Below are 18617 nucleotides of genomic sequence, written 5' to 3'. Positions count from 1 at the left end.
CTGCCCTGCCGCTCGTCGCGCTGCGGCCTTGGAAGGCAGCGGTCGGGATCGTGGCTTCGCCGGTGAATGACTTTGACCAGACCACCCGACTAACCTACGCATTTTGCATGAGAACAGAGCCACGCGCGGCGGCTTTGGCCGAGCGTTCCGGCCGATGACGCCCGCCGTCATCGACCGGCCCGCCGTCGACGCCGCGACCTTCGCCGGCGAGATCGCGAACGGCTACGTCCCCGTCGTGCTGCGCGGGCAGGTCCGCGACTGGGCGGCGGTGCGCGCCGGCCGCGGTGGCGACCGCGCGATGGCGACCTATCTCGCCCGGTTCGGCGGTGGTCAGCCGCTCGACGTGATGATCGGCCCGCCGGAGATCGGCGGCCGCTTCTTCTACAACGACGATCTCAGCGGCTTCAACTTTCACAAACAGAAGGTCGCGCTCGGCCAGTTGCTCGGCCAGCTCGTCCGCTACAGCGAGGCGGCGGCGGCCGATGCGCATGCGCTCTACGCCAATGCCGCGACCGCGCCCGAGCATCTGCCGGGATGGGATGAGGACAATTGGCTCGACCTGCCGACGGGCGACGCTCCGGCGCGCCTGTGGATCGGCAATGCGACCCGCGTCGCGACGCATTACGACGAATCGAGCAACGTCGCCTGCGTCGTCCACGGCCGCCGCCGGTTCACGCTCTTCCCGCCCGACCAGATCGCCAACCTCTATGTCGGGCCGCTCGACCAGACGATGGCCGGCCCGCCGTCGAGCATGGTCGATCCCGAACGGCCCGATCTCGCCCGCTATCCGCGCTTCGCCGAGGCGCTCCGCCACGCGCAGGTCGCCGAGCTCGAACCCGGCGACGCGATCTTCATGCCGGCGCTCTGGTGGCATCATGTCGCCGCGCTCGATCCGCTCAACGTGCTGGTCAATTACTGGTGGGCGGATGCGGCGGCGCCCTCGCCGTTCGGCGCGCTGGTCCACGGCCTGCTGGCGGTGCGCGACCTGCCGCCGGCGCAGCGCGCCGCGTGGCGCGGCTGGTTCGATCATTACATCTTCGCCGACGACGCGCAGGACGCCGCCGCCCATCTGCCCGAGCCGGCGCGCGGCATCCTCTCCCCCGCGAGTCCGGCGCGGACCGAACGGCTGCGCGGCTTCCTCATCCGGTTGCTCGGCGGCGGGCGTTAGCTCCGCGCGAGACTGTCGCGCAGCGTCGCGCGGATCCGCGCCGCGGCGGCGGGATGGATCGTGCCGAGCACGCCCTTCGCCGCCTCCGGCAGATGCGCGGCGGGATCGCCTTCGCCGCGGAAGACGAGATGCTCGAACATCGCGCGAAAGGCGTCGCGCTGGTCCGCCGGCAGGGGCGCAATCGTCAGCAGCGCGTGGAGCAGCGCATCATAGGGATTGCCGAGATCGGCGCGCGCCGGATTCCACCAGTAATTGACGAAGGCGTTGACCGGATCGAGCGATTCGACGGCATGCCACCAGTGGAACGGGATGTAGATCGCATCGCCCGGCATCAGCGTCGCCGTCTGTGCGACCTTGGCGGCCTCGGCGAAGCGCGGGAAGCGCGCCAGATCGGGCGCGTCCGGATCGACGAGGCTGACCGGCGTGCCCGCGGGTGTCAGCTCGAGCGGCCCCATATAGAGGTTGCCGACCTGATCGGGCGGGAACAGCGTGAACCGCCGCCGCCCCATCACGACGACGCCGACATTCTCCATCAGATCGTAATGCGTCGCGACGCGGATCGCATTGCCCAGCCAGATGCGCGGCACCACCTCCGCCGCGACCAGATCGGTGGTATTGGCCTGGGTGAAGCCGGGCAGCAGCTGCGGCAGCGGCACCGACTGGATCGCCATCGCAAACGGCTCGGCGCGGTCGCGATCGCGCAGCAGGCGTTCGAGGAACGGGTCGAGCGGCGTCTGGCCGCGCATGAAGTTCATCGCGCCGAGGTCGGGCGTGTAGAAGAAGCGCCCGCCGATCGACGGTTCGCCGAGGATCGCCGCGACCGGCTCCGCATGGCTGAACTGGCGCAGATAGCCGATGCCCTCCTCCGCCGAGCGTTGCGCCGCCTGCACCGCGGGCCAGTCCCGCGCGATTCCGCGCAGCACGACGGGGCGCCCGGCCGGCCGGATCTCCGTATCGAAGGTACGCCGGTCGATGCCGGTGATCTCGGGAAGGGGGTGCGCGGTCATGCGGCGGCTCCGGTCAGTGTGCAGCCATAATGCGCGAGGATATCGTCCTGCCGCGCCAGCAGGTGCGCCGTCTCCGCGACGACGGTGCGAATATGGCCGAGCCGCGCCAGCGTCTCCGCGTCCGATAGCAGGTCGGCGGCGGGATGATAGCCGCCCGCCCTCACCCCCTGCCCGACCATCACCGACAGCCAGCTCGTCTCGGTGAACAATTCCTCATGCTCGCGGAAGATACGGCCATTGGCGGCGAAGATCGCCAGCTTGTCGGCAAGACCGGGCGGCGGCGGCAGCGTGCGGCAATAGTCCCAGAAGGCGGTGTCGTCTCGGTCGGTCGCCTTATAGTGGAGGACCAGGAAGTCGCGGATGTCGCGATAGTCCTCGACATGCGCGGCATTGAACCGGTCGATCTCGCGCTGGTCGAACGCGCGCGTCGGCCAATAGGTCAGCAGCCGCGCGATCGCCGACTGGACGAGGTGGATGCTGGTCGATTCGAGCGGCTCGAGGAACCCGCCGGCAAGCCCGAGCGCGACGACATTGCCGACCCAGGCGCGGCGGCGATGCCCGGCGGTGAAGCGCAGGAAGCGCGGCTCCGCCAGCGGCGCGCCGTCGAGATTGGCCAGCAGGGTCGCGGCGGCCTCGTCGTCGGACAGATGCTCGCTCGCATAGACATAGCCGTTGCCGATGCGATGCTGGAGCGGGATGCGCCACTGCCAGCCCGCCGCGCGCGCGGTCGACCGGGTGAGCGGCTGCCGCTCGCCGCCATTGGCGCACGGCACCGCGACCGCGCGGTCGCAGGGCAGCCAGTCGCGCCAGTCCTCGAACCCCGCCTGCATCTCGCCCTCGATCAACAGCCCTCGAAACCCCGAGCAGTCGATGAACAGGTCGCCCTCGACGCGCGCGCCGGACGCGAGCGTCACCGCGGCGACATGGCCGCTTTCGCCGTCACGGTCGACGCCGACGATCCGCCCCTCGGTCCGGCGCACGCCGTTCGCCTCCGCCAGCCGGCGGAGCAGCCGTGCATAGAGACCGGCGTCGAACTGGAAGGCATAGCCTAGCTTCGACAGCGGCGATCCCGGCTGATCGGGTCGCGGGTGGCCGAACCGCCCCTGCAGGCCGGCAACGATCGCCAGCGAATAGGCGTCGAGCGGCGTCGTGTCGCCGAGCTCACGCCCCTTGAGCCAGAAATGGTGGAACTCGATCCCCTTCATGTCGAGCCCATAGCTGCCGAAGGGATGGACGTAGCGATGGCCGGGACGGACCCAGTCGACGAACTCGATGCCGAGCTTGTAGGTCGCCCGCGTCTCGCGCATGAACATCGCCTCGTCGAGACCGAGCATCGTGTTGAACAGCACGATCTGCGGGATCGTCGCCTCGCCGACGCCGACGGTGCCGATCTCCTCCGATTCGACCAGCTCGATGCTCAGCCCCGGCATGTCGCCGAGGATGCGGGAGATCCCCGCTGCCGCCATCCAGCCGGCGGTCCCGCCGCCGACGATCACGACGCGGCGGATCGCGTCCTGCCTCACAGCGGATCGGCCGAGAAATCGAAGGGCGATTCGGAGGCGAAGGAGAAGGTCGGCGTCTCCGGCGAGGTGGGCGGCGGCGGCGGCGGCGCGGCCGGCCGGCCGGCGACATGGCGCAGGAAGTCGCCATGGCTCGGCAACCGCGCGGCGACGTCGAGATAGCCGCGACGCATCTCTTCCAGCGCGCCGGCCACCTTCTCCTCGTCGAGCGCATCGACCGCGGGTTCGTGATCGTCCGGCACGATATGCTGGCCGAGGCAGACGCTGACCCAGCTGGTCGTCGCGAACAGCTCGCGGTTTTCGCGGAAAACGCGGCCCTTGGCGCGGAACAGCTCGATCTTGCGGGCGAGGCTGTCGGGCACGCTCATCGTCCGGCAGCGATCCCAGAACGGCGTGTCGCTGCGCCGCGTCGCCTTATAGTGGAGGATGACGAAGTCGCGGACGTCGGCATAGAGCTCGTCCATCTGCGCATTATATTCGTCGCGCTCGACCGGGTTGAAGCGGCGGTCCGGGAACAGCGCGATCAGCCGCGCGATGCCGGACTGGACGAGGTGGATCGAGGTCGATTCGAGCGGTTCGATGAAGCCGCTCGCCAGCCCGAGCGCGACGACGTTGCGATGCCAGCTCCGCTTGCGCCGTCCCGTGGTGAAGGACAGGTGACGCGGCGCGGCGAGCGCCTCGCCCTCCAGGTTGGCGAGCAGCTCGCGCTCGGCCTGCTCGGGCTGCTGGAAGTCGCTGCAATAGACGAGGCCGTTGCCCATCCGCTGCTGCAACGGAATGCGCCATTGCCAGCCGGAACCGCGTGCGGTCGCGCGGGTGAAGGGATCGGGATCGCCGGCATAGGCGCTCGGCACCGCGACCGCGCGGTCGCACGGCAGCCAGTGGCGCCAATCCTCGTATCCGGTCTCCAGCGTCTCCTCGATCAGCACGCCGCGGAAGCCGGAACAGTCGATGAACAGGTCGCCGCCGACGACCTGCCCGTCCTCCAGCTTGAGCGCGGTGACGTGACCGTCCTCGGGCCGCTGCGCCACCGCCGTCACCTTGCCCTCGATCCGCTGCACGCCATTCTGCTCGGCGAAGCGGCGCAGGAAGGCGGCATAGCGGGCCGCATCGAAATGATAGGCGTAGAACAGGTCCTTGACCGCCGACTGCGCCTGCGCCGCCGGGGGTGCGAACTTGCCGGCCTGCGCCGCGACCGCGCTCATCGACCAGGCGGAGATGTCGGGCATCACCCGCCGCTGCCGCTCGCGCAGGTAGAGCTGGTGGAAATGCACGCCGGCAAGGTCGTGACCATGGGCGCCGAACGGGTGGAAATAGCGTTCGCCGAGGCCGCCCCAGTCGACGAACTCGATCCCCAATTTGTAGGTGCCGCCGGTCTGGCGGATGAACTCATGCTCGTCGATGCCGAGCATGGTGTTGAAGGTCCGCAGCGGCGGGATCGTCGCCTCGCCGACGCCGACGGTGCCGATCTCCTCCGATTCGATCAGCGTCACCCGCGTGACGCCATTGTTGAGGAAGCGCGACAGCGCCGCCGCCGCCATCCAGCCTGCCGTTCCCCCGCCGAGGATCACCACGCTGCGGATCGTATGTTCGTTCATCTGCTCAGCCGTTTCCGCTGTGAGTGATAATAGTCGTCGAGCGTCGGACAGCGCATCACCGCCTCTGCGATCGCGCCGCGATAGGACGCCATCGCACGGTCGCTGTCTGCCGCATCGGTTCCGTCGATCAACGGGTCGATCCGCCGCGGCAGCGCACCCTGCCCGATCAGCACCGCCAGCCAGTCGTCGCGCGAGAAGGTCTCCTCCTCGAAGAACGGCAGCCGCCCGCGCGCGCCGAACAGCGCCAGCGTCTCGGCGAGGCTCGGCGGCAAGGCGACCGGCTCGCGCCAGAAGGGCTCGGGCCGCCGCGCCGTGGCATAATGAGCGAGCACGAAGTCGCGCACCCGCATCACCTCGGCCGAGGCCTGGCGATTATAGTCGGCGATTTCCAGCGGATGACAGGCGCGCCCCGGCAGCATCGAGATGATCCGGTCGATCGCGCTCTGCGCCAGGTGGAGATGGGTGAAGTCGAGCGGTTCGATCACCGTCGCCGCATCGCCGATCGCGACGCAATTGCGGGCCCATGGCGCAGGCCGCGTCCCCTGCCGGAAAGACGCCGCCGGGGTCACCATGGTCGCGCCCGCCGCGGTCAGCGCCTGCTGCGCCTCCGCCTCGGAAAGGAACTCCGCCGCATAGCACAGCCCATGCAGCGTCCGCCCCACCGCTGCCGATCGCCAGCGCCAGCCGGCGGGCAGCGCCGACACCGTATCGAGGGCGGTCAGCGGTGCGGCTGCGCCCTCTCCGGTGACGAGACGGTCGCAGCGCAGCCATGGCTGCCAATCCTCCCATTGCGCGTCGATCGCGCTCCGCACGAGTGCGCGCGGACCGGAGGCATCGACGAAGACATCGGCCGTCACCTCGCCGCCGTCGGCCAGCGCCAGCGCAGCGACGAAGCCGTCGTCGCCGCGCAACCGCACCGATGCGACCGTGCCGTCGCGCACCACGACGCCGAAATGCCGTCCGAACGCCTCGAGCATCCCCCGATAGCGCGGCACGTCGAGCACCAGCGCCGCCTGCACCTCCGCCATCGGCCCGGCCGGCGGGACCGGCATCCGCCCGGCGCGCGCCAGTGCCGCCGCGGGCGCGTGCGCCTCGAACGGCGCCGTCGTTCCCGCCCGCGCCGCCCGCAGCCAGTGATGGTGGAACGACGCGGTGCCGAACGGCTGACCGCACGGGCCATAGGCATGGACATAGGGCGGCTGCCCCTCCGCCCAGCCGTCGAACAGCGTGCCGAGCCGCCAGACGCCGCCCGCGCGCAGCACCGCATCCTCCTCGCGCAATCCGAGATCGTCGTGGAAGCCGATCGTCGAGGGCAAGGTCTGCGCGATCCGGTCGGCAAGCGCGTCGGGCGAGGGCGGCGTTGCGACGATCGTCACCGCGACGTCCGGCACGCGCCGGCGCAACGCCACCGCCGCCGACCAGCCGACGATGCCGCCGCCGACCACGACGATCCGCTCGATCGGTGCGTCGATCGCGGTCATGCCGCCGGCATCGGGCAATAGTCGGCGAGGAACGCGGCGTGATCGGGCATCGCGCCGACCGCGCCGGTGATCTCGCCGCGCATCCGCTCGAGCCCGGCGAGCAGGCTGTCGGTCGACGGTGCCGAGGCGCGCGGGTCCGCCGCCGCGGGCACGATGCGCTGGCCCAGATAGACCGACACCCAGCTCGCATCGAGGAACGCGCCCTCGCGATATTTGACGACGCGCCCCCGCCGGCGGAACAGCGCCATCTTCTCGGCAAGGCTGTCGGGCACGGCCATGGTCCGCATGTGACGCCAGAACGGCGAATCGTCGCGCTCGGTGGCGTGATAATGCAGGATCAGGAAGTCGCGGACCCGATCATATTCCATGTTGATCAGGCGGTTGAACGCGTCGCGGTCGACATCGGCGATGGTGCGCTCGGGGAACAGCTCGACCAGCGCGGTGATTGCCTGCTGGACCAGATACAGGCTGGTCGATTCGAGCGGTTCGAGGAAGCCCGAGGCGAGCCCGATCGCGACCACATTCCCCACCCAGCTGCGCGTGCGCCGCCCCGCCTTGAAGCGCAGCACGCGCGGATCGGTGAGCGGCGTCCCCTCGACCGAGGCGAGCAGGGCATCCGTCGCGGCGCTTTCCGACAGGAAGTCGCTCGCGAAGACATAACCGTTGCCGGTGCGATGCTGAAGCGGAATGCGCCAGCGCCAGCCCGCCGGCATCGCGATCGCGCTGGTATAGGGCGTCACCGCCGTCTCGGTCCGGCACGGCATCGCGACGGCGCGGTCGGCGGGCAGCCATTGCGACCAATCCTCGAACCGCTCCGCCATCTCCTGGCCGATCAGGATCGCGGCAAAGCCCGAACAGTCGACGAACAGATCGCCCTCGACACGCCGGCCGTCCGACAGGATCAGCGCGGTCACGCTGCCGCTCGCCGGGTCACGCTCCGCGGCGACGATCCGCCCTTCGGTCCGGCGCGCGCCGAGCCGTTCGGCGAGGCGGCGCAGATAGGGCGCGAAGGCGACCGCATCGAACTGATAGGCATAGCCGAAGGTCGAGGCGATCTGCTGGGGATCGCGCGCCGGCGGGCCGAACCGATTCGCCCGCGCCAGCGAACAGGCCATCGAATAGGCCTCGATCGGCGGCAGCGTCACGCCGGCGCGCAGCAGGCGCGTGTAATAATGGTGGAACTGCACCTCGCCGCTGCCGCGGCCGAAGGTGCCGAACGGGTGGATATAGCTGTCCCCCACCCGCCCCCAGTCGCGGAATTCGATACCGAGTTTGAAGGTCGCCCGCGTCGCCGCCATGAACTCCGCCTCGACGATCCCGAGACGCTCGTTGAAGGCGCGAATATGCGGCAGCGTCGCCTCGCCGACCCCGATGATTCCGATCGCCTCCGATTCGACCAGCTCGACGGTGCACCGGGTGGGCAGCAGCTTGGCCAGCGCCGTGGCCGCCATCCAACCGGACGCCCCCCCGCCGACGACCACCACCCGCTGCCGCTTGCCGTCCATCCGCCCCTTCCATGACCGGCGCCTGTCCCGCGCCGTGATGAGCCGTGTCATACCGTAGTTTCGGCGTCCGCAAACCGTCATTTAGATCAATGTTTTAGAATCGTGGTAGCGCAAACAAAATTGCTTGCGTCGAGGCCGCCGGGCTCGTACCCAATGCAGCAAGATGCCGCGCGGCGTGCCGCGACGAGACATCGATAGGGACTGTAAGTTGGGGATGCTAGACGATGGCCGACGATAGGCAGCTTGCGCGCGTGGTTCAGACGCGGTTTCGCAGCAAAGCAATTCTTACCAGTGTATCCGTCACCGCGATGTGCGTGTTCGCCCTGAGCGCCCCGGCCTATGCGCAGACGGGTGCGGCGAGCGGCCAGAATACCGCGGGCAGCGCGACCTCGCCCAATACGCCGGGCACCGATCCGGCCGCGCCGCAGACCGGCGATGCCGCCGCCACCGACGATGCCGGCGCCAATGACATCGTCGTCACCGGCATCCGGCAGAGCCTTGCCAACGCCCAGACGATCAAGCGCAATTCGGATACGGTCGTCGACGCGATCACCGCGCAGGACATCGGCGCTTTGCCCGACCGGTCGGTGACCGAAGCGTTGCAGCGCGTCCCAGGCGTCTCGATCAACCGCTTCGCCGGCAACAACGATCCAGACCATTTCTCGGTCGAGGGCTCGGGCGTCAACGTCCGCGGCCTCAACTTCGTCCGCTCCGAGTTCAACGGCCGCGACACCTTCTCCGCCGGCATCGGCGGCCAGGCGATCAACTTCGCCGACGTGCCGTCCGAATTGCTCGGCTCGGTCGAGGTCTACAAGAACGCGACCGCCGATCTGATCGAGGGCGGCCTTGCCGGCACGGTCAATCTCAACACGCGCAAGCCGTTCGACAACAAGGGCTTCCACATCGGCGGCGGGATCGAGGCCAATTACGGCGATTTCGCCAAGAAGTGGGCGCCGACCGGATCGCTGCTCATCTCCAACACCTGGGACACGCCGCTCGGCCGGTTCGGCCTCCTTGCCAACGGCTCCTACTCGCGCCTGCGCAGCCGCGCCGATGGCATCCAGGTCACCAATTATCAGACGCGCGACGGCGTCCAGGCGGCGACTGGTACCGGTACCAACACCACCGTAACCTGCCGCAACCAGCTGCCGGGCACCACCGACGCCTTCACCCTCATCCCCGGCACCGTCAACAACGCCGCCGGTGAAGCGGTACCCAATCCGGCCAACGTCTGCGGCGCGGCCGGCACGGCGGGAGCGGACGGCTTCGCCGATCCCATGGGCCTCGCCTATGCGCCGATCGGCGGCCAGTTCCGCAGCCAGGATTACGATCGCCGCCGCGATGGTCAGGCGCTCGCCGTCCAGTGGGAGAGCAACGACGAGCGCGCCACCTTCACCGCGCAGTTCCTCCGTACCCATTCCACGAATGCGTGGGGCGAGCATACGTTCGAGACCGCGCCAGACCTGTCGGAATACAATACCTATCCGGCCGGCTGTCAGCAGAACGGCAACGGTCCGCTCAACGGCGCCGGCAACGCCACGACACGCGCGGAATGCGCGCTCAACGGCTCGGGTCAGTTCCAGTTCGGCGCCAATCAGCGCGGCAACGGCTACAATCCGGATGCCGGCGCCTATCCGAACTTCGTCTATGACAACAACGGCCTGTTCCAGAGCGGTTTCATCACCCTGCCCGGCTCCGGCTGGCGGACCGCGTCGAGCGGCACGGCGACAACCACCGTCCCGACCGGCGGTGCGCAGCAGTCGCTGTCGCGGCGTCAGGTCTACGACGAAAACCTCGTCAAGGATGCCGGCTTCAACCTGAAGTTCAATCCGGACGACCATTGGTCGATGAACCTCGACGTCGACTATACGTATGCCAAGCACGACGTCACCGATCTCAGCGTGTTCGGCTCGACCTTCGCGGACTCGGAGCTGGATCTGACCGGCAATATCCCGGTCGTCATCCCGCACAAGCCGCTGACGCTCGCCGCCAATTGGGCGACGCCCAATCCGGCGCTCGCCGCAGCCTCCGACAGCCAGTATTTCTCCAGCCGGGATTTCCAGTTCTGGCGTGCCGCGATGGATCACATCGAGCATAGCGAAGGCTCGGAATATCAGATCAAGGGCGACTTCGCCTATAAGTTCGACGATGGCAAGTTCCTCAACCGCATTAAGTTCGGCGCCCGTTACGCCGAGCGGACGCAGGACGTGCGCTACACGGCGTACAATTGGGGTGCGATCAGCGAGGTCTGGTCCGGCGCGCCGGTGACGTTCAACCAGGGCGACACCAGCCGCTCGTCGCTCTACAGCTTCGACAACTTCTTCCGCGGCAAGACCAACGCACCGCCGAGCGCCTATTATTACAATGGCGACCTGATCAACGGCTACAATTCGGCGGTCAGCTTCTTCCAGACGCAGAACGACATCTGGCGCAACACCAACGGCGCGACGGCGACCAATCGCTTCCTCGCGGCGGGCCAGCGCGCCGGCGCGATCCCCGGCACGGCGTTCCTGCCCTCCGAAGTCTCGCGCGTGACGCAGGAAGACAGCGCCGCTTATGCGATGCTGCAATTCGGCAGCAACGATCCGATGTTCGGCAACATCCGCGTCTCGGGCAATGTCGGCGTGCGCTACGTGCACACCACGGTGTTGTCGCAGACGCAGACGGCGGTGCCGAACCGCACCGAATTGGGTGTCGTCGATCCCTATGCAACACGCTGCGTCGCGACGACGCGGACCTTGCCTGACGGGACGGTCGTGACCACCCAGCCCGGCGGCGTCTGCAGCCTAGGCGAGTCGGAATACAACCGCCTGCGCAACTTCGCGACGGACGGCTATGCCTCGCAACCGGCGTTCTTCACCAACAGCTACGGCTATTTCCTGCCGAGCGCCAACCTCAAGCTGGGCCTGTCGCGCGACGTGATCTTCCGCCTTGCGGGATCGAAGGTGCTGACGCGTCCCGACTTCGCCAACATCCGGCCCTATGTCACCTATGCGCTGGAGCCGGGTTCGGGCACCGTCACCATCAACGCCGGCAATCCCTATCTGAAGCCCGCCACCGCCTGGCAGTTCGACGCCACCGCGGAATGGTATTTCGCCCGCGTCGGCCAGTTGTCGGTCGACGCCTTCTACAAGACGGTCGACGGCTTCTTCTACCAGTCGCTGGTCAACCGTTCGATCACCAACAACGGCATCACGCAGAACATCCAGGCGCGTGGTCCGGCGAACTATGCCGGCAAGGGCAAGATCAAGGGGTTCGAGGTCGCCTATCAGCAGACCTTCGACTTCCTGCCCGGCTTCCTCAAGGGCCTCGGCTTCGCGGGCAACTATACCTATATCGACAGCTCGGGCCTGCCCAACTCGTTCCTCAACGGCGGTACGCCCTCGTCCGACTCGACGATCGCCAAGGGCAATCTGCCGCTCGAAGGCCTGTCGAAGCATAACTTCAACGCCACGGCCTTCTACGAAATGGGGCCGATCTCGCTGCGCGCCGCCTATAACTGGCGCTCGCGCTTCCTGTTGACCGCCGCCGACGTGATCTTCCCCTATACGTCGATCTTCAACGACGCGACCGGCCAGCTTGACGCCTCGGCGTTCGTCAACCTGACCAAATACGTCAAGCTCGGCGTGCAGGGCGTCAACCTGACCAACACGACGACGAAACTGCTTCAGGCGTATAAGGCGGGCTCCAACGATCTGGCCCCCCGCTCCTACTTCACCAACGATCGCCGGTTCTCGGTCATCCTGCGCGCGAATTACTAAGCCGTCGCGGCGATACTTTAAAACTCGGAGGGCAGCGCCGCGGCGCTGCCCTTTTGTTTATGGTGCGTCGCCGACGTCACGACGCCGCCGCAGCGGATCGGGCGGCTATGCGGCCGCCGCCTTCCGGTGTTCGACGAACGTCATCAGCTCCGCAAACGGGGTCGGCCGGCTGATATGATAGCCCTGCGCCATGTCGCAGCCGCTCGCCCGCAGGAAGTGCAGGCACTCCGCATCCTCGATCCCCTCCGCGACGACCTTGAGGCCGAGGCTGTGGGCGAGATCGATCGTCGAGCGCACCAGGATCGCATCATGGTGGTTGGTGTGCGCGAATTGCACGAAGCTCCGGTCGATCTTGAGCTCGTTGAGCGGCAGCAGCTGCAGATAGCTCAAGGTACATTGGCCGGTGCCGTAATCGTCCATCGATACCGCGACGCCGAGGTCACGATAGCGCCGCAACGCCGCCACCGCCGCGTCGGGATCGTCCATCGCCGCGGACTCCGTCACCTCGAAGATCAGCGTCGCCGGCGGTACGGGCGATGCGGCGATGCGCCGCTCGATCGCATCGTTGAACGAGCGGGAAGTCAGCAGGGTCGCCGAGATATTGATGCCAACGGCCAGGTCATGACCGCGCGCGCGCCACGCGGCCGCGTCGTGCAGGACGCAATCGAAGATATGGAGCGTCAGCTTCTCGATACGGCCGGATTTCTCGGCGAGCGGGATGAACTGGTCGGGGCCGATGAAGCCGCGCTCCGGGTCGCGCCAGCGCACCAGCGCCTCGACGCTGGTGACGGCATCGACGGTGAGCGACAGCTTCGGCTGATAGAAGACCTCGATATGGCCCGCCGTCATCGCGTCGTCGAGGTCGCTCATCAGCGACAGCGCGCGTTCCAGATCGTCGTGCCGGGCGGCGCTGCGCGTCCAGAACAGGCTGGCCGCCTCTGCCTGTTCCGCGGCCAGTGCCGCCTCGGTCAGCAACCGGTCGGGGTCGCTGCCCTGGCTCGTCCCGACGCAGGTGCGGATATCGATCCTGCGACCGCCGACCTCGACCGGCTGCATCAGCAACGCCCGCAGGCCTGCCATCGCCTCGTCGAGCTGCTGATCGGGACCGATCACATAGGCGAGATGGTGGCCGCGGACCCGATAGACCTGCTGGTCGATGCTGACGATCTTGAGCCGCTCGGCCGTGCGGATCAGCGCGTTTTTCAGATCGTCGGGACCGACCACCGCCATGATCGCGTCGAGATTGCCGATCTGGACCACCGCGACATCGACCGGTGCGGCGAAGCGGCGATCGAGGAAGGCGGCGCGGTTGGGCAGAGCGGTTTCCCCGTCGGTGTGCCGCTGGATGCGGAAGCGGCGCACGATGTCGCGGATCAGGCAGCCGCCGGCGACCAGCAGGATCGTGCATACGGCGCCGGCCATCGGATAGATCACGTGGAGCCGATATTGCGCGATCAGGATCGAACCGAACAGCACCGCCAGCGCCGCGGAGGTGGTCAGGACCAGACCGACGGTGCGCCGCCGCCACAGAATGACGACGCCGAGCAGCAGCGCGGCGAGCAGCGGCAGGACCGCTGACCCGGTCGTCGGCAGGCCGGCGATCAGCGTCTCGGCCGCGAGCGCCTGGATGACGACGCCCGGCAACACGCCCCAGCGCGGCACCGCATAGCGGTCGCCCATCTCGATCGCGGTCGTGCCGATCAACACGGTCTTGCCGCGCACGGCCGCCGGATCGAACCGGCCCCGCATGACCGCGGCGAAGCTCAGCCGCGGAATCGTGCCGGGATCAATCGACAGGTCGACGGGAAAGGTCTGATCCGCGCGCCCCGACCGGCCGGCGATGAAGGCGGAGAGCGTCGGGCGCGGCAGGCCCGCGGTCATCGTCGCCAGCGGCACCGACCGGACGAGGCCATCGGCGTCGGGCGCCATGCTGACCGACGCCAGCGCGACATGCGGCCGGAACGCCGGAATGGGCAGCGCGTCGAGGCTGCGGCTGTCGGCGACGCCGGCCTTTTGCGCGAAGGTCGGCAGGGCGACCTGCCCCTCGGCGCGGCGCAACGCGTCGGCCATCGCGCGATCGTCGGCCGGATCGGAGGGCGAGGAGAAATCGACGTCGAAGACGATCGCGGCGGCGCCCGCCTGCCGCAGCGCGTCGATCACCGTGGCATAATGACGCCGCGGCCACGGCCAGCTCCGGATGACCGCGACGCTCGCGGCATCCATTTCGACGATCGCCACGCTCTGGCTCGCCGTGCCGCTGCGCAATGCCAGCCGCAGCGGGTCGATCGCACGATCGATCGGCCCGCCCAGCCCCGGCAGAAGCAGCAACACACCACAGAGCCCGGCAAGGATCAGGATGGCGATGGACGATCGGCGCGGCGCTCGGACGGTCATCAGAAGCCCTTGGACAGGCGCAGCGAAATGCGCGGGCTGCGATCGCCCGTGTCGAAGCGATCCGCGTTGAGCGGCAGCGCGATCTCGATCATGCCGTCCGCCGTACCGATCCCGAACCGGCCGCCGGCGCCGGTCGAGAACAGCTCGCCGCCGCCGAAGCCGTCGCGCAGATTGCTGACCTTGCCGCCGTCGACGAAGCCGTACAGCTGGAGCCGTTCGATCACCCCCGGAATGACGCGCCCGGCGTCGGCCCGGATCTCCATCGATGCCATGATGCCGTTGTCGCCGGTGCGCTCGGCATAATCATAGGCACGGGCGAAGGCGGGGCCGCCGATGCCGATCTCCGCGGTCGCCAGCAACGGCCGCGAGGCGAGCTGCCCTGCCGACGCGAGGACCAGCGTCAGCGGCTTGGCCAGCTTGGTCGTCCAGTCCACGGTATAGCCGACCAGCGCAAAACGCGCGTCGCCGTCGAACCGCGACGTCATCGCGTCCCCCTGATGCGTCACCCCCGCCAGCGGCAGACCGGCGGTCACGCCGACCTCGCCGCGCAGCGTACCGGGCCCCGCGGCGGTGAAGCCGATCAGCGATTCGGTCAGCGTCGCCAGCCGGTCGTGACGGATCGTCCGGCCGGCGAGCGTCTGATCGATCGACGCCGCGCGGAATTCGGTGGTCGACGACAGGCTGGTGGCGCGGCTGCGGGCGATCGGCCGGCTGTACGCTACCGCCACGTCGACACTATGGCCGACGACATCGAGCGGCTTGAGCGACGCCCCCGGATGCGAGCGGCCATAGGACGCCGCCACCGAGAGGACCGAGCCGACATCGTCGACCGGCGCGCTGTAGCGGCCGCGGACGAAGGCGAATTCGGTCGGCTGCACCGGCGTCTGCGCTGCGAGGAAGGCAAATTCGTCGCCCGATTGCAGCAGGCTGCGGGCGCTGGCGAGGATCGTCGAGCGGATCGGTCCGACTTCGGCGCTGCCGCGGTTGTCGAGCTGCGCATAGGCGCTGAAGCGATCGACGCTGATCGTGACGAGCAGGATGCCGAAGCCATTCTGCCGGACGTAGCGGCTGTTGACGACGCGCACGCCCGGCACGTCGCCGACGAGCAGGATCGCCTTTTCGAGCTGGTCGCGCCGCACGGGCTTGTCCGTCACCAGCAAGCGATTGAGGATCGCGTCGGCCCGCGGACTCGCCGCGCCGATGACGCGCACCGCATCGATCTTGCCGAGATCGAGCGTCACGCGGACGACGCCATTCTCGACGCGCTGCGCACCGATCAAGGCGACGGCGAACGGATAGCCGTCCTGCCGCGCCACGTCGGCGATCCGTCCGGCCAGGCCGGCAAGCTCGGCCTCACCGAGCTCGCGCCCGATGACGGAGAGATAGGCCGGTGCGTAGCGCGCGGCATCCGCGGGATCGATCCCGTCGATGACCACGGCGTTGATCATGCCGGTCACCGCGGGACCTGCTGCCTTGCCGGCCGCCGCGGTGTCGACCTGGACGGCGGGCTGCTGCGGCGTTGGCGCGACCGGGCGGGGCAGCGCCTGTTCGACGATCGTCGGATCCGCCTGATCGAGGCGCACCTGCGCGGAGACCGACGTTCCCAGTACGACCGCTCCGATAGAACCAATAAGACGTGAAATGCGCACCGCCGCCGACATCCTGCTTCCCCTGAACATGCCTGCGCCTATCCGGAGAAGTCTTTGGATTTAGTTAGCTTAAGCGAGCTCCTAAGCGGCCGTTTACCTTGGCAGGCAACGTCCTCGAAAGCAGCGGGGACAGATAGCGTCAAATCGGGTGGAACAGGGGCCCCCCAGGTCTGGAGTTGGGAATGCGTAGCAAGCTGTTGGTGATGCTGGCCGTCACCTGTTCATCGGCGGCCTTGGCCGGTCCGCGCGAATGGACGCTCAGCGAAGCTTCCGGGCCGGTGCAGGTGTCGCATGCCGGGCTCATCAAGGCGGGCGCCCGCGGCCTGGTGGTCGCCGCCGGGGATACGGTGACCACCGGCAAGGGGGGACGCGCCGTGCTCGTCCGCGGTACGGAATATATGATGGTCGCCCCTGCGTCGCAGCTGCGCCTCCCCGCCGCGCAGGAGGAAGCCGGCGGCTTCACCCGGGTGTTCGAGGATTTCGGCAACGTCGTCTTCATGATCAAGAAGAAGATGACGCCGCATTTCGAGGTCAAGACGCCCTATCTTGCCGCGGTCGTCAAAGGCACGACGTTCAGCGTCGGGGTCGGCGAGCAGGGCACGGCACTCCAGGTGCTCGAAGGCGCGGTCGATGTGTCGACGGTCGACGGGGGCGCGCATGATCTCGTGCTGCCGGGCGCGGTCGCGTTGATCTCCTCGAGCAACCGCTATCGCATGCAGGTCGAGAGCGGCGGCGTGACCAAGGTGATCACCTCCCCCGCCGCGCCGGCGGAAGCCGCACCGACGGCGACCGCCGCCTCCGCCTCGACCGCCACGCCGGCCGAAGCGACCGCCGCGACGACGGCCGATGCGACGACGAACGCTGCCACCACCACGACGACGGCTGCCGCGACCGCGGTCGTGGAGACGGCCGCGGCGCCGGTTCCGACGATCACCGCCGCCGTGTACGAACAACCCGTCTCGCTGTCGGGGACGACGGGCGGGCTGGTCGACGGCATGCTCGGCGGCGGCGCCGACATAGCGGAAGTCGCCAAGGCGACGCGGGTCGCCACCGAAGCCTCCACCGCGACCGTCAAGGTGGTCGAGGTCGCGGCCACCCTCAACGCCGCGCAGCGCAGCGGCGAGCAGGCGACGGAAATGGCGCAGCGTTCGGCCGCCGAGGCCGACGCCGCTGCCAAGGCGAAGGCGGATGCCGACCGTACCGCGCAGGCGGCCGCCGCCGCCGCCGCACAATCCGCGGCCGAAGCCGCCGCCGCCAAGGCCGATCAGGATCGCAGCGAGGCGGCCAAGGCGGCCGCGGCGGCGGCCGCGGATCAGGCGACCAAGGCCGCCGCCGCGGCGGCAGCAGACGCCGCCAAGGCAAGCGCCGAACAGGCCGCACGCGATGCCGCGCAGGCGCAGGCGCAGGCGGCCGCCGTCGCGGCGGCCAAGGCGGCGGACGACGCTGCGGCTGCCGCGAAGAACGATACCGCGCAGACCGCCGCGGCCGCCGCCGCCGCGGCCGCCGCCGCCCAGACGCAGCAGGAGGCTACGAACGCCGCCGCGCAGACGCAGGCGCTCAAGGCCAGTCAGGACGCCGCCGCCACCGCCAAGGCTGCCGCCGATGCCGCCGCCCTCGCCGCGGCGCAGGCCGCCAGCGACAAGGCGGCGCGCGATGCGGCGGAGCAGGCGGCACTCGCCGCACAGGCTGCAACCGGCGATCAGCGCGCGGCGGCCGAACAGGCGGCGCACGACGCGGCGCAGGCCGCCGCCGACCAGGCCGCCCGTTCCGCGGCCGCCGCAGCGGCCAATCAGGCCGCGCAGGCCTCGGCGGCGCAGTCGGCGCGCGATGCGGCCGCTGCCGCTGCCGCCGCCGACAAGGCCGCCAAGGATGCCCAAAAGGCCGCCGACGATCGCGCCGCCAAGGATGCACAAAAGGCGGCGGCGGATCAGGCCGCCGCGGCGCTCAAACAGGCCGAGGATGCGGCGCGGGCGGCGGCGGACAAGGCCGCGCGCGACGCAGCCAAGGCCAATGCCGATGCCGCCGCCGCCGCCGCTGACAAGGCGGCGAAGGATGCGGCCAAGGCGGCGACGGACAAGGACGCCGACAAGGCGGCGAAGGACGCGCAGAAGGCCGCCGACGAGGCTGCCAAGGCCAAGGCGGATCAGGCGGCGAAGGATGCGGAGAAGGCGGCCAAGGCCGCGCAGCAGGACGCCGCCAAGGCGGCCGCCGATGCCGCCGCCAAGGCGGCGAAAGACGCCGCGGACGCGCAGAAGGCCGCCGACGATGCCGCCAAGAGCGCGCTCCAGGCCGTCCAGGACGCCGCCAAAAAGGCAGGCAAGGACGCCGAAGAAGCGGCAAAGTCCCTGCTCGACAAGCTGAAGGGACCCGGCAAGTCGTAAGCGGCTGCCGGGCATCGGTCGGCCATCACAGCGACCGGCGCCGGTTCCTCAGGACTCGCAAGCCGGCCGGCGCACGGCCGGCATCGGCGAGCGGCGCGCTTTGTCCCCATCAACGGATGTCACCCGCTTTGCATATCCGCCGATGCGACACCT

10 protein-coding genes are annotated in these 18617 nt (G+C 69.0%); 3 read left to right on the top strand and 7 right to left on the bottom strand.

What is annotated here, in order from left to right:
• Positions 1–154: 154 nt before the first annotated feature.
• Positions 155–1168 carry a cupin-like domain-containing protein gene (locus BW41_RS08760; protein ID WP_037533717.1) on the top strand — a complete coding sequence of 338 codons (1014 nt, stop codon included), beginning with the start codon at positions 155–157 and terminating at the stop codon, positions 1166–1168.
• On the opposite strand, the gene BW41_RS08755 is transcribed toward BW41_RS08760, so the two are convergent.
• The 5 genes from BW41_RS08755 to BW41_RS08735 are packed head-to-tail and all read right to left on the bottom strand — an operon-like array spanning position 1165 to position 8279.
• Positions 1165–2175 carry a cupin-like domain-containing protein gene (locus BW41_RS08755; protein WP_037533715.1) on the bottom strand — a complete coding sequence of 337 codons (1011 nt, stop codon included), beginning with the start codon at positions 2173–2175 and terminating at the stop codon, positions 1165–1167. The two genes, BW41_RS08760 and BW41_RS08755, sit on opposite strands and share 4 nt — an antisense overlap.
• Positions 2172–3698, bottom strand: a complete 1527-nt coding sequence (locus BW41_RS08750; RefSeq protein ID WP_037533713.1) for a tryptophan halogenase family protein — start codon at positions 3696–3698, stop codon at positions 2172–2174. Before BW41_RS08750 ends, BW41_RS08755 begins: the two co-directional genes overlap by 4 nt.
• On the bottom strand, positions 3695–5293 hold the full coding sequence (locus BW41_RS08745; protein ID WP_037533711.1) for a tryptophan halogenase family protein: 1599 nt from the start codon (positions 5291–5293) through the stop codon (positions 3695–3697). The genes BW41_RS08750 and BW41_RS08745 overlap by 4 nt, the downstream gene beginning before the upstream one ends.
• Positions 5290–6774 (bottom strand): tryptophan 7-halogenase, encoded by a 1485-nt coding sequence (locus tag BW41_RS08740; protein ID WP_037533754.1) that lies wholly within the window; start codon positions 6772–6774, stop codon positions 5290–5292. The genes BW41_RS08745 and BW41_RS08740 overlap by 4 nt, the downstream gene beginning before the upstream one ends.
• Positions 6771–8279, bottom strand: coding sequence for a tryptophan halogenase family protein (locus tag BW41_RS08735; RefSeq protein ID WP_037533709.1), 1509 nt, complete (start codon positions 8277–8279; stop codon positions 6771–6773). Before BW41_RS08735 ends, BW41_RS08740 begins: the two co-directional genes overlap by 4 nt.
• Positions 8280–8587: 308 nt before the next feature.
• Between BW41_RS08735 and BW41_RS08730 the strand changes: the two genes are divergently transcribed.
• Positions 8588–12040, top strand: a complete 3453-nt coding sequence (locus BW41_RS08730; RefSeq protein ID WP_081792997.1) for a TonB-dependent receptor — start codon at positions 8588–8590, stop codon at positions 12038–12040.
• Between the two features lie 105 nt (positions 12041–12145).
• On the opposite strand, the gene BW41_RS08725 is transcribed toward BW41_RS08730, so the two are convergent.
• Positions 12146–14434: a putative bifunctional diguanylate cyclase/phosphodiesterase gene (locus BW41_RS08725; RefSeq protein WP_051583376.1), complete on the bottom strand. Its 2289-nt coding sequence runs from the start codon at positions 14432–14434 to the stop codon at positions 12146–12148.
• The gene (locus tag BW41_RS08720; protein WP_235199704.1) at positions 14434–16017 is read right to left on the bottom strand and encodes a ShlB/FhaC/HecB family hemolysin secretion/activation protein; all 1584 of its coding nucleotides are present in this window, start codon (positions 16015–16017) and stop codon (positions 14434–14436) included. The genes BW41_RS08725 and BW41_RS08720 overlap by 1 nt, the downstream gene beginning before the upstream one ends.
• A gap of 248 nt (positions 16018–16265) precedes the next feature.
• Here BW41_RS08720 and BW41_RS20080 point away from each other — a divergent pair, with 248 nt between their 5' ends.
• The gene (locus BW41_RS20080; RefSeq protein WP_051583374.1) at positions 16266–18464 is read left to right on the top strand and encodes a FecR family protein; all 2199 of its coding nucleotides are present in this window, start codon (positions 16266–16268) and stop codon (positions 18462–18464) included.
• The last annotated feature ends 153 nt before the right edge of the window (positions 18465–18617 follow it).

Source organism: Sphingomonas sp. RIT328 (assembly GCF_000632225.1).
Lineage (GTDB): Bacteria > Pseudomonadota > Alphaproteobacteria > Sphingomonadales > Sphingomonadaceae > Sphingomonas > Sphingomonas kyungheensis.
This window is presented reverse-complemented; position numbering and strand designations above follow the sequence as displayed.